General features: G+C 73.7%; 18 protein-coding genes and 2 pseudogenes. 7 read left to right on the top strand and 13 right to left on the bottom strand.

Features of this window, described 5'->3' with window-relative positions; all coding sequences use genetic code 11:
* Positions 1-270: 270 nt before the first annotated feature.
* On the bottom strand, positions 271-1959 hold the full coding sequence (locus tag AB0D93_RS21440; protein ID WP_362121512.1) for a carbohydrate binding domain-containing protein: 1689 nt from the start codon (positions 1957-1959) through the stop codon (positions 271-273).
* Between the two features lie 156 nt (positions 1960-2115).
* The gene (locus AB0D93_RS21435) at positions 2116-3225 is read right to left on the bottom strand and encodes an ATP-grasp domain-containing protein (RefSeq protein WP_362121510.1); all 1110 of its coding nucleotides are present in this window, start codon (positions 3223-3225) and stop codon (positions 2116-2118) included.
* A 319-nt stretch (positions 3226-3544) separates the two neighbouring features.
* On the opposite strand from AB0D93_RS21435, the gene AB0D93_RS21430 reads away from it, so the two are divergent.
* Both AB0D93_RS21430 and AB0D93_RS21425 read left to right on the top strand, forming a co-directional pair.
* A complete protein-coding gene (locus AB0D93_RS21430) occupies positions 3545-4450 on the top strand; it encodes a metallophosphoesterase (protein ID WP_362121509.1) in 906 nt (301 codons plus the stop codon).
* A complete protein-coding gene (locus tag AB0D93_RS21425) occupies positions 4398-5078 on the top strand; it encodes a 4'-phosphopantetheinyl transferase superfamily protein (protein ID WP_362121507.1) in 681 nt (226 codons plus the stop codon). The genes AB0D93_RS21430 and AB0D93_RS21425 overlap by 53 nt, the downstream gene beginning before the upstream one ends.
* A gap of 35 nt (positions 5079-5113) precedes the next feature.
* Here the strand turns inward: AB0D93_RS21425 and AB0D93_RS21420 are convergent, their stop codons facing one another.
* From AB0D93_RS21420 to AB0D93_RS21410, 3 genes are all read right to left on the bottom strand, one after another.
* Positions 5114-5341 carry a hypothetical protein gene (locus AB0D93_RS21420; RefSeq protein WP_362121505.1) on the bottom strand — a complete coding sequence of 76 codons (228 nt, stop codon included), beginning with the start codon at positions 5339-5341 and terminating at the stop codon, positions 5114-5116.
* A 270-nt stretch (positions 5342-5611) separates the two neighbouring features.
* On the bottom strand, positions 5612-6169 hold the full coding sequence (locus tag AB0D93_RS21415) for a toxin-antitoxin system, toxin component (RefSeq protein ID WP_362121503.1): 558 nt from the start codon (positions 6167-6169) through the stop codon (positions 5612-5614).
* 14 nt (positions 6170-6183) lie between these two features.
* Complete coding sequence (locus AB0D93_RS21410) at positions 6184-6840, bottom strand: helix-turn-helix transcriptional regulator (protein WP_362121501.1); 657 nt, start codon at positions 6838-6840, stop codon at positions 6184-6186.
* Positions 6841-7081: 241 nt separating this feature from the next.
* Between AB0D93_RS21410 and AB0D93_RS21405 the strand changes: the two genes are divergently transcribed.
* The 3 genes and pseudogenes from AB0D93_RS21405 to AB0D93_RS21395 all read left to right on the top strand — a co-directional run bounded on the left by AB0D93_RS21405 (position 7082) and on the right by AB0D93_RS21395 (position 10572).
* Complete coding sequence (locus AB0D93_RS21405; RefSeq protein ID WP_362121499.1) at positions 7082-7753, top strand: hypothetical protein; 672 nt, start codon at positions 7082-7084, stop codon at positions 7751-7753.
* 202 nt (positions 7754-7955) lie between these two features.
* Positions 7956-8132, top strand: a pseudogene (locus tag AB0D93_RS21400) (LacI family transcriptional regulator); the annotation flags it as partial.
* Between the two features lie 261 nt (positions 8133-8393).
* A pseudogene (locus AB0D93_RS21395) lies at positions 8394-10572 on the top strand (discoidin domain-containing protein).
* A 12-nt stretch (positions 10573-10584) separates the two neighbouring features.
* Here the strand turns inward: AB0D93_RS21395 and AB0D93_RS21390 are convergent.
* The 3 genes from AB0D93_RS21390 to AB0D93_RS21380 are packed head-to-tail and all read right to left on the bottom strand — an operon-like array spanning position 10585 to position 12742.
* On the bottom strand, positions 10585-11514 hold the full coding sequence (locus tag AB0D93_RS21390) for a PDR/VanB family oxidoreductase (protein WP_362121497.1): 930 nt from the start codon (positions 11512-11514) through the stop codon (positions 10585-10587).
* Positions 11511-11681 (bottom strand): hypothetical protein, encoded by a 171-nt coding sequence (locus AB0D93_RS21385; protein ID WP_362121495.1) that lies wholly within the window; start codon positions 11679-11681, stop codon positions 11511-11513. Before AB0D93_RS21385 ends, AB0D93_RS21390 begins: the two co-directional genes overlap by 4 nt.
* Positions 11678-12742, bottom strand: a complete 1065-nt coding sequence (locus tag AB0D93_RS21380; protein ID WP_362121493.1) for an aromatic ring-hydroxylating dioxygenase subunit alpha — start codon at positions 12740-12742, stop codon at positions 11678-11680. Before AB0D93_RS21380 ends, AB0D93_RS21385 begins: the two co-directional genes overlap by 4 nt.
* 176 nt (positions 12743-12918) lie before the next feature.
* Here AB0D93_RS21380 and amrS point away from each other — a divergent pair, with 176 nt between their 5' ends.
* Both amrS and AB0D93_RS21370 read left to right on the top strand, forming a co-directional pair.
* Complete coding sequence (amrS, locus tag AB0D93_RS21375) at positions 12919-13944, top strand: AmmeMemoRadiSam system radical SAM enzyme (RefSeq protein WP_362121491.1); 1026 nt, start codon at positions 12919-12921, stop codon at positions 13942-13944.
* A 14-nt stretch (positions 13945-13958) separates the two neighbouring features.
* Complete coding sequence (locus AB0D93_RS21370; protein WP_362121489.1) at positions 13959-14201, top strand: radical SAM-modified peptide, FtsH ternary system-associated; 243 nt, start codon at positions 13959-13961, stop codon at positions 14199-14201.
* Between the two features lie 21 nt (positions 14202-14222).
* Here AB0D93_RS21370 and AB0D93_RS21365 read toward each other — a convergent pair whose 3' ends face one another.
* The 5 genes from AB0D93_RS21365 to AB0D93_RS21345 are packed head-to-tail and all read right to left on the bottom strand — an operon-like array spanning position 14223 to position 20919.
* A complete protein-coding gene (locus tag AB0D93_RS21365) occupies positions 14223-17540 on the bottom strand; it encodes a WD40 repeat domain-containing protein (protein ID WP_362121487.1) in 3318 nt (1105 codons plus the stop codon).
* Positions 17537-19114 carry a hypothetical protein gene (locus AB0D93_RS21360; protein WP_362121485.1) on the bottom strand — a complete coding sequence of 526 codons (1578 nt, stop codon included), beginning with the start codon at positions 19112-19114 and terminating at the stop codon, positions 17537-17539. Before AB0D93_RS21360 ends, AB0D93_RS21365 begins: the two co-directional genes overlap by 4 nt.
* 3 nt (positions 19115-19117) lie before the next feature.
* Complete coding sequence (locus AB0D93_RS21355; protein WP_362121483.1) at positions 19118-19816, bottom strand: hypothetical protein; 699 nt, start codon at positions 19814-19816, stop codon at positions 19118-19120.
* Positions 19813-20118 carry a hypothetical protein gene (locus AB0D93_RS21350; RefSeq protein WP_362121481.1) on the bottom strand — a complete coding sequence of 102 codons (306 nt, stop codon included), beginning with the start codon at positions 20116-20118 and terminating at the stop codon, positions 19813-19815. Before AB0D93_RS21350 ends, AB0D93_RS21355 begins: the two co-directional genes overlap by 4 nt.
* Positions 20119-20121: 3 nt before the next feature.
* Positions 20122-20919 carry a hypothetical protein gene (locus tag AB0D93_RS21345; protein WP_362121479.1) on the bottom strand — a complete coding sequence of 266 codons (798 nt, stop codon included), beginning with the start codon at positions 20917-20919 and terminating at the stop codon, positions 20122-20124.
* Positions 20920-20937 lie beyond the last annotated feature (18 nt).

Below are 20937 nucleotides of genomic sequence, written 5' to 3'. Positions count from 1 at the left end.
ACGCCCCCCCCCCACCCCCCGCTCGGCCCCCCGCCGCCGCCCCGCCCCCCGCACCCGCCGCCCCCCCCCCCCGCCGCGGGCCGGCCGGTCGCCCCCCGTGACCGCGACCGACCGACCCGTCCCCCCGGCGGATCCCCCGTTGGCGCTCCCCCGTTGTTCCCCCTGTTTCTTTCCTTCCCGTCATGAAGAGCGACCGGGCCGCGTCCTGATACACCCCGGCGGAAAAAAATCCCCCCGGTTCTGAAACCGGGGGGACCTCGCCGGGTGTGCTCAGCCGGTGAACCCGGCCGTGATCGAGGTGAACTGCCAGTTGCTCTGGCTGATTCCGGAACAGTTGCTCACCACGCCGCCGCCCGCGCACGGCCGGTCACGGTTGACCGACCAGAACGCGAGCCGCGCGATGTGGTGGGAGTTCGCCCAGTCGCGGACCTGGGTCCAGATCGCCGGAGTGGTCGTCTCCTGCTGGTCGGACAGGCCGTTCATGCCCGAGATGCCGATGTGAGCGTAGGCGGTTGCGTCGTCCCAGCCGAAGGTCGACTTCAGCTTGTTCTTCAGGCCCTCGGCGGCGTTCACCGTGTTGCCGTACATGTCCGAGCCGCCGCCGAAGTCGAACGGCATGATGGTGAACACGTCGATGTTCGCCCCGAGCGACTGCGCCTGCTCGATCAGCCGGTTGCCGTAGTACGTCGGTCCGGTGGTGGAGGTGCCGAAGGTGACGATGGTCTTCAGGCCGGGGTTGTTCGCCTTGACCGTCTTCAGCGCGGTGAGGATCTTCGCCTGCACGGCCTCGTTCTCGAACTCGTCCGTGTTCTCGATGTCCATGTCGACGGCCTTCAGACCATAGGCGTCGATCACCTTCTGGATGGCCCCCGCGAGCGCGCTCGACGAGGAGCAGTTGGCACCGAGCTTGCTGCCCTGCCAGCCGCCGAAGGAGGGGACGATGTCACCGCCGGCGGACCGGACGGCGTTGATCGCGCTCTGGTCGGCGCCGCCGGTGAGCGGCCGGCTGCCGTCCCAGGCGGGCGTGCAGCCACCGGAGTCCAGCACGAACGCCATCGTGAACCACTTGATCCCCGTGGCGCTCATCACCGTCGTCGGGCTCGGCGGGTCGCCCCAGCCCTCGTACAGATAGGGCGCGGCCTGCTTGAAACCGGTTCCGCCACCGCTTCCCGCGTTCGTGGTCACGGAGACGGCGTTGGAGGCCCCGGAAACGTTTCCGGCCGCGTCGTGCGCCTTCACCGTGAAGGAGTACGTCGTGCTGGGCGACAGCCCGCTGACGGTGGCGGACGTGCCGGAGACGGTCAGTACCTGGTTCGAGCCGCTGTAGATGTCGTAACCGGTCACGCCCACGTTGTCCGTGGCGGCGTTCCAGGAGAGGGAGACGCTCGACGACGTCTTGCCGGTCGAGGTCAGGCCCGTCGGCGCGGTCGGCGCCTGGGTGTCCCCGCCGCCTCCGCCGCCGCCCGGGCCGTCCAGGCCGATGTCGTCGGCCCAGTAGGTGCCCTGGGCGTACCAGCCGTGGACGTAGACGGTGGCGCTGGTCTGCGCGGCGCCGGTGGTGAAGGAGACGCTGAGCCGGCTGTACGCCGACGGCGACGTCGTCCATGTCGAGGCGCCGCCGTTGACGCCCAGGTACACGTAGCTGCCGCGTACCCAGCCGCTGAGGGTGTACGTCGTGTTCGGCTGGACGGCGACCGTCTGGCTGCACTGTGCGTTGTCGCCGTCCGTCACCGCGCCCTGCAGCGCCCTGGCGCCGCCGTGCACGGGGGAGGAGACGACCGAGCCGAGGTTGCCGGTGCAGGTCCAGGGGGAGAGGCCGCCGGACTCGAAGCCGGGGTTGGAGAGGAGGTTGGCCGCCTGAGCGGTGCCCGGGAGGGCGATGAGGCCGCCGACCGCGAGGGCGGCGGAACCGAGCAGGGCGAGAAGCCGACGTCTGGGACGTCCGAGTGGATTGCGCACGCGATCTCCCTGTGGGGATGGGGTGTTCGGGAGTGCACGGCTGTGCAGAGGTGCGTCACAGAATTTGGTATGGACCAATAGGACTGTCAAGAGCCCGCGCCTCGAAGAGGCGCGGGAAACCGCGCGACGACGAACACCCCGCGCTCGGCGCACGCCCTACAGCGGCAGGGCCTCCACCGCCGAAGCCGCCTGCACGGGCACCGCCGGAAGGGGGATCTCCGCCTCCCGCTGCCGGGGAAGCCCCGTGGGCAACAGCGACCTCGGCCCCGACACCACCGTGTAGTCCTGCCCCAGGAACGGCGGCTCGATCACCCCCGGATCCTCACCCAGCGCCAACCGCACCGCCGCCCAGGGGGCGTTCACCCCACACAGGGACAGCTGGTGCAGGCCACCCGCGGGCCTCGTGTTGACGTCGAGCAGCACCGGCCGGTCGCCGAGCATGCGGAACTGGATGTTGGACAGATGGTGCAGCCCGAAGCCCTCCGCGATCAGCCGGGCCGGTTCCAGCCACCGTGCGTCCAGGGTGAAGCCCCGCCGGCGGCCGTTCTTGGTGCGGCCCACCGCGAGCCGCAGCCGGTTGTCCGGCCCGGTCAGACAGTCGACGGACACCTCGGGCTGCTCCAGCCGCGGCATCACCAGCCAGTTCACCGGCTCGCCGGCCCGCCGCAGCGCCTCGACGACCAGGTCGAGCTGGACGTGGGGGCCCGGAAACCCGGCGAGGGCGGCCAGCGAGAACGGGGCGCGCGTGATCACCCGGAAGCCGACCCCGCCGGCCCCGGCAGCCGGCTTGAAGCACGCCCTGTGCCCGGCTGCCTCCAACTCCTCGACGGCGGCGAGGAGTTCGTCCGCCGTACGCACCCGGAACCACGGGGGCACCGGGACGCCCACCGAGCGGACCGCCTCGTACGCGGTCGCCTTGTCCTCGAACACGGCCACCGCCTCGGGCGTCGGCGCCAGCAGCGCCGTACCGGCAGCCGCGAACTCCGCGCGGTGCGCCACGATCGCCGCTTGGTGCAGCCGCGGCACGAACACGTCGATGCCGCGCCGGGCGCACTGGTCCAGGGCGTACTCGACGTACGCGGCCGGGGACAGGCCCTCCGGCTCCAGGTCGGCGGTGTCGGCGGCGGCCAGCACGGGGGAGTCCGGGTCCCCGTGGGTGGCATGGATCTCCACCGCGCGGTCGCTGGGATTTCTGCGCAGCTGATCCATGAAGAACACGTTCTCCGCGTACGTGCGGTTGAGCCAGACGCGTACGCGAGAGAGCATGCAGGCCGCCTTTCGGGGATTTCGGGCAGGGCTCAGTGGCCCGTGCCCGGGCAGGAGGGAGGAAGGGACGCCAAGCAACCCCTGCGGAAGGGAGGTTGGGGTGCCGGTGTCGGGGCGATCATACGGCTTTCAAGGGGCCGCGCGTGCAACGCGCACGTTACGGATTTCCCGGCCTTGTCCAGGCGGCTCGCCGGGGCCCTGCCAAGCGGAACGGCCCCTTCTGCGCGCCCGTGCGGCAGGCGGCCGGGGAGTCACTTGTCCGCTGTCCGGGAATGTGTTCTTGTGGTCCCGGCAGAGGATGATCGGAAAGGGGTGCGGGGTGGAGTCTGCGGCCGACGCCGGACAGCTGCTGGCCATCAGCGACCTGCACATCACCTACCCGGAGAACCGCGCCCTGGTCGAGGACATGCGGCCCACGAGCGACGAGGACTGGCTGATCGTGGCCGGTGACGTCGCCGAGACGGTGGCCGACATCCGCTGGGCCCTCGAAAAGCTGGCGGGCCGGTTCCGCAAGGTGCTGTGGGCCCCCGGCAACCACGAACTGTGGACCCACCCGGCGGATCCCGTCACCCTGCGCGGCGTCGCCCGCTACGAACACCTGGTCGAGCTGTGCCGTGAGCTGGGAGTCGTCACACCCGAGGACCCCTACCCGGTGTGGCGCGGCCCCGGCGGCCCGGTGGTCGTCGCCCCGCTCTTCCTGCTGTACGACTACTCGTTCCTGCCGGCCGGCTGCGCCACCAAGGCCGAGGGCCTGGCGTACGCGCACGGCACCGGCGTGGTCTGCAACGACGAGTACCTGCTGCACCCCGACCCCTATCCGACCCGTGACGCCTGGTGCCGGGCACGGGTCGCCGAGACCGAGCGCAGGCTCGCCGCGCTGCCTGCGGACCTGCCGGTCGTACCGGTCAACCACTATCCGCTGCACCGGCATCCCACCGAGATCCTGTGGTATCCCGAGTTCGCCATGTGGTGCGGCACCACGCTGACCGCCGACTGGCACCGCCGGTTCCGCGTCGCCACCATGGTCTACGGCCATCTGCACATCCCCCGCACCACCTGGCACGACGGAGTCCGCTTCGAAGAGGTCTCCGTGGGCTATCCCCGCGAATGGCGCAAGCGGCCGGAACCGCCGGGAAGGCTGCGCCGCATCCTGCCGACGGAGGTGGAAGACGGTGATCGAGGAGCTGCTCCCGGAGTCGGTCGTGGCCGTGGAGGCACACGGTGACGACCCGCTGTGGGACGCCCCGCTCTATCCCGGGGAGGCAGCGCTCGTCGAGCGTGCGGTGGCCAAGCGGCGCCGCGAGTTCACCGCCGTACGCGGCTGCGCCCGGCGTGCCATGGAGAAGCTCGGCGTGCCGCCGCAGGCAATCCTCAGCGGCGAGCGGGGCGCACCGCGCTGGCCGGCCGGCCTGATCGGCAGCATGACCCACTGCGACGGCTACGGTGCCGCCGCCCTCGCCCGCGCGGACGACCTGGCCTCCCTCGGCATCGACGCCGAGCCGCACGGACCGCTGCCGGACGGCGTCGGTCCCTCCGTCTTCCTGCCCGCCGAGACCGAGCGGCTCGCCCGGCTCGCCGGGCAGCGGCCCGCCGTGCACTGGGACCGGATCCTGTTCAGCGCCAAGGAGTCCGTCTACAAGGCGTGGTTCCCGCTGACCCGCGCCTGGCTGGACTTCTCCGAGGCCGACATCACCCTCGACCCGAGCCCGGGCGACGCGTCGCACGGCACCCTGCGTGCCGAACTCCTCGTCCCCGGGCCGCAGATCGGCGAGCGCCGGCTCCAGGTCTTCGACGGCCGGTGGGCCGTGCGCGACGGCCTGGTCGCCACCTCCGTGGTCGTCCCGCACTCCTGAGGCCCCGGCCGCGGCGGCCGGCGGAACCGGACGGGTCAGGCCGGCGGGCACCAGTCGCGCAGCAGCCGGAAGAACTGCTCCTCGTTGCCCGCGAGACCGGCGCGCGCCAGGGCCTGCTCCGCCTCGGCCAGCACGGCGGGCGGCACCACGGCGGGCCGGCCGCCGTCCGGTGGGCCGTCGAAGGCGGCGCGCACCGTATGCAACAGCCGCAGGTAGGCCTGTACGGCGGTGCGCTCACGGTCGGTCAGTACAGCGGTGGGCATCGGTCGGCTCTCCCCGGGTAGGCGTCACGGTCGCGCGCACTGCGGCGCACACCTTCAGCTTGCCGCCCACCACTGACAACGCCGTGCGGCTCCGCTCCGGTTCGCCCGCTCAGCCGAGGCCGGACCTCGTCTCCTCGCCCGGTCGTGCGCCTTCCGCGCCCCCCGGGAGGGGCACCGGGCGGGAGGCGGCGGGCGGCCGTTCCACCGGCTGCGGACGGACCGAGGACGACCGCAGGCCGGCGCGGCCCGGCGGCGCGTACGCCCCCCGGTTCAGCCCTGGGAGCCCGGATAGCCCAGGGACGCCTCGATGCGGCCGGCCACGTCGTCGCGCAGCACCGGGCCGCGCAGGGCGGAACCGGCCAGCCACGTACGGCACTTGGTGGCCAGGAGCAGCCCGAAGGTCTCGGCGTCCCGTTCCTCGGCGAGGTCGAAGCGGGTCCGGGCCGCTACCCGCTGCACGGTGGCCTGGAGGGCGTCCTGGTCGGTGTCGTCGTTCAGCAGCCGGGTGGCGACCCCGACGCCGTCGACGTGGTGCCCGCGGTGGTCGGCCTGCATGTGCCACAGCTCGTGGCCGAGGATCACCAACTGGTGGTCCGGCGCGGTGCGTTCCTCCACGACGACGAGGTCGCGGTCGGTCAGGTCCAGCCACAGCCCGCTCGCCGTGCCCGGCGGGAAGGCGGCCGCACGGAAGTGCACCGGGCGGCCGCGCCGGCGGCTCATCGCCTCGCACAGCGCGCGGTACAGCTCCCGCGGTGGCGCCGGTGCGGACAGCGTCAGCCCGCCCACCAGCTCGTTGCACAGCCGGCGCATGTCCCTGCCGATGCCCACAGTCCTCCCCCGGCTCACGACTCGGGCCGCTTGACGCTCTCCAGGAGCATGTCGAGCCACTCGGCGACCTTGTCCCGATGCTGGTCGGTGGGCAACTGCGCGGCCCGCCACGCTATTCCGCGCACCCCGTGGTCCTGCAGCAGCCGCTCCAGCGGGTCCTCGTCGGCCCCGGCGGCGGCCCGTTCCCGGTCGGCGAGCTTGGTCAGCAGTTCCTGCTCGGTGCGCTGCAGCGCGCCCGCCAGGGCCTCGGGGTCCTCCGCGGTGAGGAAGCCGGCGTGCACCCGGAAGAAGCGCTGCAGCGCGTCGCAGTGCTCCATGGTGGGCCGCCGGTCGCCGTTGATGAGCGCGCCCGCCTGCTGCCGGGACATGCCCGCGCCGTCGGCGATCTCCTGCTGGGTGTACTTGCGGCCGTTCGGTTTCAGCCGAGTGCGCCGCAGCAGGCCCAGACGCTGCAGAAAGCGCGCCTGGACGTCCGGTTCGCCGGCCGGCCGGCCGCTGAGCAGCGCCTTGACCACCGCCTCCGGGACACCGCAGGCCACGGAGAGTCGCCCGACGTCGAAGACCTCGGCGTGCGGTACGCCGAGCCGGTCGGCGAGCGCGGTGACGCGGGCGACGACGGCCGGCAGCTGGGCGGTCGCCGCGGCGCCCGGATCCTCGTAGCCATCCGTCACCGACAGAACTCCTACGTCTCTAGAGGGCTTCAGATGTGTCCGTGCTTCTCACGAGCGATCGCCGTGAACTTCACCGGAGAGTAGCGGGTGCCTCGAACTCACATCCAGGTGTCGCCACAACTGTGGCGAATTTCAGCCGTCAACGGCCACGGAATGCCACGATAGTTGACATGGTCTTGCCGGGAGCCGCAGGATCGCAGGGCCGCGTGAAGGCCGCAGAGGCAAGAGGGGTGACCTCCCGATGGCACATCAGGCAGGAGGGCAGCGGCCGGCACCGCGGCCCGTCCCCGAGACCTGCGAGACGCAGGCCTACCTCCAGGACTACGCCGTCCTGCTGGAGTCCCTCGGCTCCCCGTCCCTGGTCGTCGACCACCGCTGGGACGTGGTCATGGCCAACGGTGCGTTCGAGACACTTTTCCGCGGGGTGAGCCGGCAGGCGACGGCCATGCCCGGGGACAACTTCCTGCGGTTCGTCCTGTTCCACCCGGACGCCGGCGACGTCCTCGGCGAGCACGAGCAGGGCTGGTGCCTGCCGATGCTGGCCCACCTCAGGTCCGCCCTGGAGACGTACGGTCACGACCACGAACTCCAGGCGATCCGCCGGGACATCGCCCAGGACCCGCTCATGGAGGCCGCCTACCGGCAGGGCCTGCCGCACTGGATCCGGGCCGTCGGCGAGAGCGCGACCCGGCTCGACGGGGCCGTCCGGCTGCTGCTCCATCCCGACCCGCGCCGCGGCCCCACCGAGTGCCGCGTCGTCGAGGAGGCACCTCAGGTCCTGCGCGACCTCGGCTACCGGCGCCTGACGATGGTCCTGCGCGAGAACCGCAGGCCCGCCGCGCCGGTACGCCGTCCGCGCCGGCCGCGGGGTACGGCGGCTCATCTGGCGGTCGTCCCGGCCCCCGAGGACTGACCCGGCACCGCCGGCGTTCAGGTCGCCGGCGGCGCCGGGTCGAAAGCCCGTGGCCTCTGCCGGCCAGCACCCCTGGTCACCTTCCGTGTGCCGTCGAGCGCACCCCTCACGCCCCCTCCTCTTACGCAAGCTGTTTGCAAAACTTGCGCTGTCCTTGCGCGCATGACGCGACGACTCGCGGAAGTGGCGAAGAAGGTCGGCGGGCGGGCACGCCGCCGCGTCCCGGCTGATCGATCGCGGGGTCACCGGCATCATCTGCGCCGGCGACCCCCTGGCGCTCGACGCGCGGATCGGTGGCACCGCCGTCCCCGCCGAGGAGTTGCTGTTCGAGCCCGAGCTGGTGGTGCGCGGGTCCACCGTGCAAGCTCCGCGTGACTGAGATCGTGGAGATCCAGCCGGACTGTCGAGTAATTACAGATTCTGCGTGGCATATTGCGTCCCGATGAGAGTGGTGCTTGAGTGGCGGCGCCCACCGCTCCTGACGGCGACCACGCCCTGAGCGGCTGCCCGCCCCCGACGCGGGACACGGCGGCCCGGCCGCGCGCGGCTGAGCCGCTGAGCCGCCGGACCGCGCGCTCGCAGTGTCCTGCCCACCAGCACCAGCTGTCCCGCGCACCCCCACCACCGAAGGGATCAGCACATGCACACCAGCACCGTCAGGCATGTCAGGCGCATGCCAGCCATCGGCTCGGTCGTCGCCCTCGCCGCCGGCCTGCTCGTCACCCTGGCCCCGGCCGCGCACGCCGCCGCCGGCGCCGCTCTCCCCTTCACCTCCGTGGAGGCCGAGTCCGCGACCACCACCGGCACGAAGATCGGCCCCGACTACACGCAGGGCACCCTCGCCTCGGAGGCCTCCGGGCGGCAGGCGGTCCGGCTGGCGTCCGGGCAGCGCGTGGAGTTCACCGTGCCGCGCGCCTCCAACGCGGTGAACCTCTCCTACAGCGTCCCGGACGGCCAGACCGGCTCGCTGAACGTGTACGTCAACGGCACCAGGCTCGCCAAGACCCTCCCGGTGACCTCCAGGTACTCCTACATCGACACCGGCTGGATCACCGGCTCCAAGACGCACCACTTCTTCGACAACGCCCGGATGCTGCTGGGCCAGAATGTCCAGCCCGGCGACAGGATCGCCTTCGAGCCGACCGGAACCCAGGTCACCGTCGACGTGGCCGACTTCGAGCAGGTCGCGGCCGCCGCCGCACAGCCCGCCGGCTCCGTGTCCGTGGTCTCCAAGGGCGCCGATCCCAGCGGCAGCGGCGACTCCACCCAGGCCTTCCGGGACGCCATCGCCGCCGCCCAGGGCGGAACGGTGTGGATCCCGCCGGGGGACTACAGGATCACCTCCTCCCTCAACGGCGTGCAGAACGTGACCCTCCAGGGCGCGGGCAGCTGGTACTCGGTCGTGCACACCTCCCGGTTCATCGACCAGTCCGGTTCCTCCGGCAACGCCCACATCAAGGACTTCGCGGTCATGGGCGAGGTCACCGAGCGCGTCGACTCCAACCCGGACAACTTCGTCAACGGCTCGCTCGGCCCGAACTCGTCCGTCTCCGGCATGTGGATCCAGCACATGAAGTGCGGCATGTGGCTGATGGGCAACGACGACAACCTGGTGGTGGAGAACAACCGCATCCTCGACACCACCGCCGACGGCATCAACCTCAACGGCACCGCCAAGGGCGTCGTCGTCCGCAACAACTTCCTGCGCAACCAGGGTGACGACTCGCTCGCCATGTGGTCGCTGTACTCGCCGGACACCGGCTCCAGCTTCGAGAACAACACGATCTCGCAGCCCAACCTCGCCAACGGCATCGCGATCTACGGCGGCACCGACATCTCGGTGAAGAACAACCTGATCTCCGACACCAACGCCCTCGGATCCGGCATCGCGATCTCCAACCAGAAGTTCCTCGACCCGTTCTCCCCGCTGTCCGGCACGATCACGGTCGACGGCAACACGCTGGTGCGCACCGGCGCGATGAACCCCAACTGGAACCACCCGATGGGCGCGCTGCGGGTCGACTCCTACGACAGCGCGATCAACGGCGACCGTCAACATCACCAACACCACGATCAGCGACAGCCCCTACAGCGCTTTCGAGTTCGTCTCCGGCGGCGGGCAGGGCCATCCCGTCAGAAACGTCAACGTCACCGGTGCGACCGTGCAGAACACCGGCACGGTCGTCGTCCAGGCCGAGGCACAGGGCGCGGCCACCTTCAAGAACGTCACCGCCACCCAGGTCGGCGCGGCCGGCCTCTACAACTGCCCCTACCCGGCCAATTCCGGCTCCTTCACGCTCACCGACGGCGGCGGGAACTCCGGCTGGTCGAGCACCTGGTCGGACTGCTCCACCTGGCCCCAGCCCGGTCAGGGCAACCCCGACCCCGACCCGAACCGCAACCTGGCCAAGGGCCGGCCGGCCTCCGCAACCGGTTCCCAGGACGTCTACACGCCCGGCAAGGCCGTCGACGGTGACGCGGGAACCTACTGGGAGTCCACCAACAACGCCTTCCCGCAGTCCTGGACGGTGGACCTCGGCTCGTCCTACGCCGTGCGCCGCCTGGTGCTGAAGCTGCCGCCCTCGTCGGCCTGGGGCGCCCGCACCCAGACCGTCACCGTGCTCGGCAGCACCGACGGCTCGACCTACTCGACCGTCGTCGGTTCCCAGGGCTACCGTTTCGACCCGGCGACCGGCAACACGGCCACGGTCTCCCTGCCGAGCACCGCCAACCTGCGCTACCTCCGGCTCACCGTCAGCGCCAACACCGGCTGGCCGGCCGGGCAGTTCAGCGAGGTGGAGGCCTATCTGACGGCCTGAACCAGGCCCGCCTCACAGATCCAGCACCAGCCGGGCGCCCCGGCACCGGGACACACAGATCATCATCGTGTCGCCCGCCGACCGCTCCTCCTCGCTGAGGACCGAGTCCCGGTGATCCGGGGCGCCCTCCAGCACATCCGTCTCGCAGGTGCCGCAGGTCCCCTCCGTGCAGGAGTACAGGACCTCGACGCCCGCGGCGCGCACCGCGTCCAGCACGGACACGTCCGGCGGGACGGTCACGGCGCGGCCGCTGCGCGCGAGCACGACCTCGAACTCCGTTGTGGCGCCGACCGGTTGCTCCTGCGGCTGGAAGCGCTCCACGTGGAGCACCCCGGCCGGGCAGCGCCGCTCGACGGCGTCCAGCAGCGGTCCCGGACCGCAGCAGTAGACGAGGGTGCCGTCGGGGAGGCCGTCCAGCACCGGGTCCAGGTCGAGCAGACCGGTCTCGTCCTGCGGGGCGAGGGTGACCCGGTCGCCGTAGCGGGCCAGCTCGGCGGTGAACGCCATGGCGGAGCGGGAGCGCCCGCCGTAGAGCAACGTCCAGTCGGCGCCCGCCCGTTCGGCCGCCGCGAGCATCGGCAGGATCGCCGTGATGCCGATGCCGCCGGCGATGAAGCGGTAGCGGGGGGCGGGCTCCTGCCGGAAGCGGTTGCGCGGCCCGCGCACCCGGATCCTCGTACCCTCGTCCAGCCGCTCGTGGACATGGGCCGAGCCTCCCCGCCCGGCCGGTTCCCGCAGCACCGCGATCCGCCACGCCGACCGGTCGGCGGGGTCGCCGCACAGCGAGTACTGTCGTTCGAGGCCCGGTCCGAGCAGCAGGTCCACATGGGCGCCGGGCTCCCAGCCGGGCAGCTCACGGCCCAGCGGATCGCGCAGGGTCAGCGCCAGCACCCCCGCTGCGGCGGACTCCCGTGCCGCGACGACGAGTTCGAGCTCGGTCACCGTACGGCCCCTTCGCCGTCGTGCCCCGCAGGATGCGCCAGCATCCACTCCCACATGCTCACCGGGTCCCCGGCGGTGTGCTCGGCACCGCAGTGACAGGTGCCACGCAGCACGTCGGTGCCCGGCAGCCAGTCGACCCGGTAGACCTCGCCGGTGCCCGGGCTCACCGGACCCCCTCCGCGGGCTTGTCGCCCTCCTCGACCAGCCGGGACAGGATGCGGCGCGCGGCCAGGCCACCGGTGTCGATGTTGATGCTCAGCTCCTGGTAGCCCGCGCGTTCGCTGCCGAGGGTGCGCTGGAGCAGGTTGAGCGCGTCCACGTCCTGCATCACCACGGTGTGGTTGGAGGCCCGCAGGAACTCGGTGACCTCGGCGTCCTCGACCGCCCAGTCCCGGGAGACCGCCCAGAAGTCGTACACCTCGCCCTCGGACGACGGCGTGATGGCGTAGGTGATCTCGGTGTGGAAGCCGTGCGGGTCGCTGCCGTCCGCCTCCGGTGCGACACCCACCGGCGCGATCCGGCTGTGCAGCAGATAGAGGCACGGCGCGTGGTACTCGATGTCCTGCCAGCGGGTGATCCGGCCGTCGACGCCGGTCGAACGGGCGTAGAACGGCGGGCACTCGGCGTCCTCCATGCGCCGGCTGACGCGGACCACGCCCGCGCCCTCGTCCACCTCCGTGGTGATGGGTGTCTCGGCGACTTCCGGCGTGCCGATGTGACCGCCGTGCAGATACGTCTCGTGGGACAGGTCGAGGAGATTGTCGACGAGCAGGCCGTAGTCGGCGCCGACCGGTTCCATGCCGCGTACGGTGACCCAGCCGGGGGAGTCGAGATGCCGGGCCCGGGGGATCGTCAGCGGGTCGGCGAGTGCCGGCTCGCCGATCCACACCCAGACCAGCGAGTCCTGCTCCACCGCCGGGTAGGAGGCGACGCGTGCGGTGCGCGGAACGCGTTTCTGCCCCGGCACGTACACGCAGGTGCCGGTCCGGTCGTAGGTGAAACCGTGGTAACCGCATACGATCCGGTCGCCGTCCAGACCGCTCGAGGACAGCGGATACCTGCGGTGGACGCACCGGTCGTGCAGGGCGACCGGGGCGCCGTCCTCCTCGGCGCGGTAGAGGACAAGCGGTTCCCCGAGGACGGTCCGCCCGAGAAGCTCGCGCCCGACCTCCTCACTGTAGGCGGCTACGTACCACTGATTGCGTGCGAAAGCGGTCACATGCGGCATGGCTGCGGCTCCCGTCTGTCTGCGAGAGCGCCATCGTCCGAAAGCCCGTCAGCGCACCGCAACGCCTCTTCCGCCCCACGGAAGGGACTTGGGAGTGGCAGGGGATTCCGGCGAGCGGGAGCCCGTCCCGCGCGACTGCCTGACAGGCGGCCCTGGCGGCCACTACGCTCCTGGACGTGAGCTGGCAGAGCGCCGACACCGCGTTCACCCGGACCTCGGACGACGCCGTGCGCTGCGTGCTGTGTCCGTACCGCTGCCGACTGCGGGACGGGGAGACCGGTGCCTGCAAGGTGCGCCGGCGCCGAGGCCGGTCCGTGCAGACGCTCACCTTCTCCACGACAGTCCGGCACTGGGACGCCGTCGAGCGCAAGCCCTTCTACCACTTCCGGCCCGGCTCCAGGGTCCTGACCCTGGCACCGCCCGGCTGCTCGTTCCGCTGCGACTACTGCGTCAACCACCGGCTCTCCCAGTACGGCAGGGGGCAGGAGCCCCTGGCCGGTCCGCCGCCCGAGGCCGTGGACGTGCCGGAGCTGGTGCGCGCGGCGGCGCGGGAGTCGGCCTCGCTCGGTCTCTCGTACTCGGAACCCTCCCTCGCGCCCGAACTCACCCTCGCGCTCGCGGCCGAGGCACGGCCCGCGGGAGTCCCCGTGGTGTGGAAGAGCAACGGATTCCTCACCCCCGAGGCCACCGCCCGACTCGCGCCCGCTCTCTCGGCCGTCAACATCGACATCAAGGCCGCCGAGGAAGAACCGCACCGCAGACTGACCGGGGCGCCGCTCGGACCCGTGCTGGACACACTGCGCCGCATGCACGCCGCCGGTGTCTGGGTGGAGGCGACCACCCCGCTGATTCCCGGCACCAGCGCCGACGAGGCCCAACTGGCCGCCATCGCCGGCTTCCTGGCCTCCGTCGACCGGGACATCCCCTGGCATCTGCTGCGGTTCACACCGACCTTCCGCATGGACGAGTACCCGCCGACCGGCCCGGACGCGCTGGAGCGGGCCCGCGACATCGGCCGGGCCGCCGGGCTGCGCCACGTGTACGTCGAACGGGCCCTGGGCGCCGACGGCCGTACCACCTACTGCCCCGGCTGCGGGGCCGCCGCCGTGCGCCGGGACATCTGGGCCCTGGGGCACCTGGGCCTGGACGCGCAAGGGCGGTGCCAGGAGTGCCGTACCCGGATCACGGGGATCTGGACATGAAGGAGGAGGCGGAAATGACGGAGGACGACGACGCCGGGGGGCCCTCCGCTCCGGTGTACCGGGTGGTGGACTCGCTGCCCGACCTCATCGACGCCGACGAGTACGCCCGGCACCCGGAGGGCCGGCTGATCCGGATCCGGCTGACCTGGAGCAGTGCCGGTCTGGACATCCTGGGCGACGCCTTCCGGCCGGACCTGCTGGAGCGACTTCTCGAAGGGCTCGGCCCGGACGAGATCGAGCAGATGATGTGCGGCTGAACCCGCGGCCGCGAGAGTGGACTACAACTCGGCGAGAACGGACGCCAGCACGTCCGTCAGCCGGTCCGGGGCGGGATCGGGCGCCAGCGTCCAGCAGCCGGCCTCCGTGGTCGGCGCGGGCACACCCGGATAGTGGACGCGGATCGTGAGCAGTCCGGGAACGCCGAGCCGTGGCTGGTGCGGATGGGTGAGCAGCACCGCGCGCGGAGCACCGGCGGTGCCCGCCGCCAGCCTCGTCAGGGCGCCGGTCGTCAGCTCCGCCGCCCGCACCGGGTCCGGCGGGGCGGGCGGCACCGCCTGCCACAGCCGGCGCAGGCCGGTGGGCCCGGTCAGCGGCACCGGGCCGGTGCGCCCGTCGAGCCGGACCAGTTCCACCTGGCGCCCCGCGCCGGCCAGCGCATCGGCCAGGGCGTGCGCGCACACCCGCAGACAGGTGCCGACCCGCCCATGCGCCGCCGGGCCCGTGTCCAGGACCAGGACCGCATTGCGCGTCGCGGGTGGCGCCGCACCGCTGCGGGTCCGGTAGAGCAGCGCGTCCTGGGCGTAGAGGGCGGCCAGCACGTCGTCGGGAAGGGCGAGCTGGCTGGGCACCATGCGGTCCGGCGGGCCGTGCCGCACCAGTTCCGCGGGGTCCCCGGCCGTGGTCGGACCGGTGATCTCGTCACCCACGGGGGACATGGTCAGCCGCAGCCCGGCCACGGGGTGACGCCCGTCCAGGGCCGGCCCGGGCCGGCCCAGCCCCCGGGCCACCCGGTGCACCAGACCCGGGTCCTGCCGTACGGCGTCGGGGCCGAGCAGCCGGAGCGCGGGCAGCAGGCCGGTACGGGTCCGCTCCAGAGCGGCCGCCAACTCACCCACGGAAGGACCCAGTTCCGGCACCTCCTGGTCGGCGCCGGCCAGCCCGCGGCGCAGCGCCGTGCGCAGTTCGGCGGCCGGGACGCCCGACGGGGCCGCGAACCGGACGTCCGGTGGGAGCTGCGAGGCGGTGACGGCGGCCAGGGCGGGGTGCGCCGCGGGCGGCCAGCTCAGGGCGCGCAGCGCCTCGGCCGCCCGGGCCCCGTACAGCAGTCCGGCCGCTCCGGTGAGCCGGTCGCCGGCCGACGGGCCCAGCAGGGCGGTCAGTTCGGCGAGCACCGACAGCGGGACCGCCGCCTCGGCGGCTGCCGCCGCGCCCCCCAGTTCGGCGAGCCGGGGCGGGGGCAGGGGCAGCGGTACGGCGGCGGAGGCGGCACGGGCGGACCGCAACTCCCAGACGAGCACCGTGCCACCGCCGTACGTGGTGACGAGCCGACGGCCGTCCGGCGACCAGCGCACCGCCCACAACGGGCCCGGAACCGGCGCCGGTTCGAGGGTGAGCAGCACCGAGCCCTCCGCCACGTCCCAGATCTGCAGCGCCCACGGTGACCTGCCGGGGCCCGGCGCCGCCAGCAGCCTGCCGTCCGGCGACCAGGCCAGGGCGGGTGCCCAGCCGACGCCGCCCGGGGCGCCCAGTTCGCGGTGGATCTGCCAGTCGACGGTGTCCCACACCACGATCGGCCCCCGGCCGGCCTCCGGGGTGGCGGCGAGCCACGAACCGTCGGGGGACCAGGCGACCCGGGTCGCGAACGCCCCGGACGGCAGCGTCAGCCGCGGGCTGCTCCGGGTGAACTCCGGCATGCGCCACAGCAGAACCTCGCCCAGGGTGCCCGCCGCCAGCCGGGAGCCGTCCGGCGACCAGGCGGGGCGCCCCACGCCCCGTGGCACCGGGCGGCTCACCGGGCGCGCCGGGGACGACGGTTCCGAGAAGTCGTACAGGTACAGATGGGCCGGGCGGCGGCCGGGCTCGGGCACGACCAGCCGGCCGCCCCCGGTGGGGCACCACACCGGTGCCTGACCGCCGGGGCAGCGGTTCAGGACGCTGCCCGTGACAGCGTCCAGCACGGTGAGCGGCGTCGCGCCCTGCCGGGTCGCGACGGCAAGCGCGGCGGGGAAGACGGAGGCGCCGACGGGGTCGAGCGCCTCGGCGGACGGCTCGATGTCGACCGCCCCCCACGGCGCGGTGGGCACGGCCGCCGTCCACACCGGCTGCGGCACACCGGGGCGGGTGAGCGCGAGCAGTCCCGGCCGTGACTCGGCGACGGTGGCGTCCACGCCCAGCCATGCGAAGCCGGGAGCCAGGGGCCGGTGGACGCCGCCCTCCTCCGCGTCCTGCCGAGCCGCGTCCTGCCGAGCCGCGTCCTGCCGGGCCGCGTCCTGCCCGCCCGCGTCCCGGCCGTCGTCGGCGTTCTCCTGATCGCCCTGCTGGGCGTGCTCCTCCGCGTCCTCCTCCGCGCTCGCCCCGGTACCGAACGGGCGCGCCGGTCCTGCGGTGAGCGCGGCCGTCCCGCCCTCCACGGGGACCCGGCGTCCCACCGAACCGCACATCGCGGCGACCCAGCGGCGCACGGCCGCGTCGGCGCGCCGGCCGGGCGAGGGCTCACCGGCGTCGGGCAGCTCCCACAACGCGTACCCCACCCTGCCCTCGTGCTCGGTCCGCACCAGCAGCCGGCCCGCCGCACAGACGCCGAAGTCCGCCCCCGTGCGCGGCGCCGCCGGGATGTCGGCGACCTTCTTCAGTGTGCGGTCGACGACCAGGACACCGCGGGCCGTGGCGACGGCCAGGAAACGGCCGGTACGGCTGAACCCGAGGCCGTACACCCCGGCGATGGCGCTGGAGTCCGGGACCGCCGTGCCCTGAGCGTCCGCCAGGTGCACGCCCTCGGCGTCGGCCAGGGCGAGGGTCCTGCGGTCCGGAGACCACGCGACCGCGCGCAGGCCGGTGCGCCCGGAACAGGGCGTGGAGTGCGGGCTGCGGGTCGCCGGGTTCCACAGCTGCAGCGCGGTCGTGGTGGCCACGCCCAGCAGCCGGCCGCCCGGGTCCCACACCAGGTCGGCCACCCGGTCGCCGACGGACAGGTGGACGGTCGCGCCGGTGCGGCGGTGACGTATCGTCACGGTCGCGGGGTCGGAGAGCACAGCTGTGCGCAGCCCGTCCGGGGCGACGGCGACCGCCCGGCCGGCCGTTCCCGGGACCGCCCGGAACCGGAACCGCTCGGCACCGGTGAGGGCGTCCAGGGCCCGGCCCAGCGAGCCGCCCGGGAACACCAGCACCTCGTCGGCGTCCGCCGCCCAGACCGCCGACACCGGTCCCGGCCCGCCCGCGGCCGCCGACCAGATCGTACGGCCGCCGTCGTCCACCGCGTCCACGGTCCCCGCACCGGAGCGCAGGAACACCGTGCCGTCGGGGGAGAGGCCGCCGCAGTCGCCCGCCTCCTCCCGGAACCAGAGGCGGCGCGGCAGGTCGCCCGGCGTCGGAGTCACTCCGCGTCCTCCAGCCGCTGGGCCGCCTGCTCGAACAGGCGGCCGGCCTCCATCGGGTCGCCGGCGCTGCGGTACGCCTCGGCGGCTTCCAGCAGATGCCCCTCGGCACGCAGCCGGGCCGCCCGCCCCAACGCCGGGGCGACGTCCTCCCCGGCCGGGTCGGGTGGCAGCGGCGGGCCGTCGGACACCGTCGGCGCGTCCGGTTGGTGGGCCGTCAACTGCTCGAAGGCCGTGAGGAGTTCCAGCGCCACCTCGGACAGGCCCGGGTCCGCGGGCGGCGGCTCCGGTGGGCTCCACAGGGTCCAGACCGGGACGAGCGGGTCGAGGGCGAAGACGGACCGCCCGCCCTGCCAGCACACCACCGCCAGGCCCGCCCGCAGCCCCAGCGCACGGATCCGCGCCCCCGCGGGCAGCGCAGGCACCAGCTCGAACCCGGACTGCACGTAGCAGGCCCCCGGCCCCACCCGGCGCAGCGGGACGCCGAAGGGCACGGACGCCACCAGGCCCGTCGCGTCGACCAGCAGCTGGACGCCGTCCCCCACGGCCAGGAAGGCCCGCTCGGCCAGCGGCCGGCCGGGCAACAGGCGGCGCAGCAGCGGCAGTTCGGCGTCCGTGAGCAGCACCGCGTCCACGCCCGTGGCCGCGTCGAGGTGCGGTACCACCCGTAGACGTACCTCGGGCGGGACGGCCGGTGGACCCGCCGGCGGGGCGAGGGGCGCGGGCGTGTCCGGCGGGCCCTGGACGTCGAGCGGCGCCGGGGCGCTCAGGAGCCGCAGAGCGACGGGCGGCTGCTCGCCGGAGTCACCGAGCAGCCACAGCTCCCCCTCGTCCACCGCCGGCCGCAGCAACTCCTCGTCGAGCGGCGCGTCGAGCCGCACCTCCAGCAGCAGCCGGGCGCAGTGGGCGGCCGGGCGGCAGACGGAGGTGCGGGGCAGGGAGAGCAGCGAGTGCACGAGGCCGCCGGGTATCGCACGCTCCGCCTCGGGGGCGTCCGGGACGGCGAAGGCGCGCAGCAGCACCAGCAGCCGGTCCTCCGCAGGCGCCGGCCGGGTGTCCGGGAACAGAGGGCGCGACCGGGTCCGTACGAACGTCACGTCGGCCCGCGCGGACTGGGCGAGCCGCACGACGGTCGCCAGCAGGGCAGGTGCCGTCAGCACGTACAGCAGGGCGTGGCCGGTGGAGGGCGGGTCGTGGGTGGGGAAGGCGGCCAGCAGTTCGACCGCCGTCACCTCCGGCCAGGACCGCAACTCCTCGGCGCCCTGGGAGTGCGGGCTGTCCAGCGGCACGGGGCGCCCGCCGTGCAGGGCGATGACATCGGCGGCGGCCGGGCCGGGCAGCGTGGTCAGCAGCCAGTAGGCCGGGCGTCCCCCCGTGCCCGGTCCGGGCTGCCGGTGGCAGGCCCACTCCGCCGCTCCCGCCCCGTACAGCGAGCCCAGCGCGGCCAGCGTCTGCCGGGCGGTGGCGAAACGGCCCGCGCAGCGCCAGCGGACACCGGCGTGCCGGGGCCGCCTGGCGTACTCCTCGCCGGGATCGCGCCCCGCCCGGCCGCTGCCGGGGTCCAGGAACTCCGACACGGCTCACCCTCCGGCGGCGGGCAGCCAGGCCGTGTCGCCGAGTCGCATGGCCGCCCACTCCTGCCACCTGGCCAATACCTCGGCCCGCCCCGCCGCCTGGTCCGGACGCGGCCGGTAGGCGGCCTCGAACAGCGCGGCGGCCCGGTCGAACCGCTCGATCCGGTCGGCGGCCGCCACACCCCAGTCGAGCAGCCGCATCCGCTCGGCGCGGGCGGACAGGGCGGGAATCAGCTCCTCGCACTCCGTCAGCAGGGCGAGCAGCGGAGAAGCGTCCCGCACCCGGCCCGGCCCTCCGGGCTCCGCGAGGCGGCGGTGCAGTGCCCCCGCGAGCCGCAGGCGCAGCAGCGGCGCCGGTCCGCCGGCCGGGTTGCGGGCCGCCGTCGCCAGCAGCGGACCGGCCTCGCCGGGCCGGCCGGCCAGCAGCAGTTCCCAGCCCGCCTCCAGCGGCCTGCCCGCGTCCTGCCAGCAGCGGGCGGCCCGGTCGGGCCGGCCGAGCAGCCGGTAGCAGTCGGCGGCCCGGTCCGGATGACCGGCCTTGCGGTAGGTCTCGGCCGCGTGCTCCAGGTCGCCCGCGCGGTGGTAGGAGTCCGCCGCGTTCCACCGCCGGCCCAGCCCGTCGTAGCAACGGGCCGCGTCGGCGTGGGCACCCGCCTCGGCGTAGGCGCGGGCGGCGCGCAGCAGCAGGTCGGTGCGACGGCTCACTGCGCTCCCCGCTCCCCGTCCTCGGCCTCCCAGTCCTGGCGTTCGTCCTCCTCGACGCGCCTGACGCCCGACCAGAGCGAGGCGTCGAGCGGGAACGCCGCCCCGGCCGGCAGTACTTCCTCGACCTCGGGCCGGCTCGCGGCGACCGCGCCGATCTCCGCGCTGATCCGGTCGTGCTCGGCGTCGTGCTCGGCCCCCGGCGTGCGCGCACCGCCCGCCCGGCCGGCGTCGACGTCCTCGACCTGGAACAACTCCACTTCCCCGGAGGCCGCGTTGAAACGGAACCGCACTCTGACCCGCATGGCTCACGTCCCCATCTCGAACTCGATGTCGACGCGGCCGTCCGACTCGTCGACGCGCACGTCCCGCGCCCCGTGCTCCCGGGCGTACGCGACCAGCGCCTCCCGGTACGCGGTCGCCAGCACGGAGTTGACCGCCCGCAGCACGTCCTGTCCGAGCCGTTGGACACGGACCCGGTTGGCCGCGTCGAGTTCGTCCCGGACCCGGGCCCGCTCCGCCTCCAGACGGGCCGCGGCATCGGCGGCCGCCGCCTGCCGCACCCGCTCCTCGGCGTCCCGGCGCGCGGCGGCGGAGGCCTCCTGGGCGCGTCGGCGCACGCTGTCCAGGAGCGCCCGCGCGTTGCGTTCCGCGTCGCTCTCGGCCCGCCGGCGGGCCTTGTCACGGGCCCTCTGCTCGGTCCGGCCGAAGTAGTTGTCGTCGAAGTAGCTGCCCTCGCCCTCGCCGTGCGCCACGTCGGAGACCGTGCCGCTCAGGGACTCGGCCGCCCTCCCCTCGACGTTCGCGGTGTCCGTCAGCCGGACCCGCACGACCAGGTCGCCGGTGGCCGGACGATAGGTCACCATCCCGTCCGCGAGTGGCAGTTCGAGGCTGCCGTCGGCGGTCTGCCGCCACTGCGGGTCCCGGGCGAGCGCGTTCTCGAAGACCCCGCGGGTACGGGCCCCGAGGGTGCCCCCGAAGGGATAGGAGATCTCCAGTTCGCTGACGACGGTGTCGCTCATCGCGACCCGCCGCTCCAGGTCGGTCTGCCAGGCCTCGGCCACCTCACGTGTCGCGGTGACCCTGACTCGGCGCGGATTGCACATGTCCGTTCGGCTCCCCCT

Source organism: Streptomyces sp. NPDC048191 (genome assembly GCF_040652655.1).
Classification (GTDB): Bacteria; Actinomycetota; Actinomycetes; order Streptomycetales; family Streptomycetaceae; genus Streptomyces.
Note: the sequence above shows the minus strand (reverse complement) of the source record. Positions and strands in the feature narration are given on the sequence as shown.

What these genes read in the sequence shown, in the direction of transcription:
- AB0D93_RS21370 (WP_362121489.1), top strand. Translation starts at nt 13,959, where the DNA reads ATGACGGAGGACGACGACGCCGGGGGGCCCTCCGCTCCGGTGTACCGG.
- AB0D93_RS21345 (WP_362121479.1), bottom strand. Translation starts at nt 20,919, where the DNA reads ATGTGCAATCCGCGCCGAGTCAGGGTCACCGCGACACGTGAGGTGGCC.
- AB0D93_RS21420 (WP_362121505.1), bottom strand. Translation starts at nt 5,341, where the DNA reads ATGCCCACCGCTGTACTGACCGACCGTGAGCGCACCGCCGTACAGGCC.
- AB0D93_RS21350 (WP_362121481.1), bottom strand. Translation starts at nt 20,118, where the DNA reads ATGCGGGTCAGAGTGCGGTTCCGTTTCAACGCGGCCTCCGGGGAAGTG.
- AB0D93_RS21380 (WP_362121493.1), bottom strand. Translation starts at nt 12,742, where the DNA reads ATGCCGCATGTGACCGCTTTCGCACGCAATCAGTGGTACGTAGCCGCC.
- AB0D93_RS21435 (WP_362121510.1), bottom strand. Translation starts at nt 3,225, where the DNA reads ATGCTCTCTCGCGTACGCGTCTGGCTCAACCGCACGTACGCGGAGAAC.
- AB0D93_RS21405 (WP_362121499.1), top strand. Translation starts at nt 7,082, where the DNA reads ATGGCACATCAGGCAGGAGGGCAGCGGCCGGCACCGCGGCCCGTCCCC.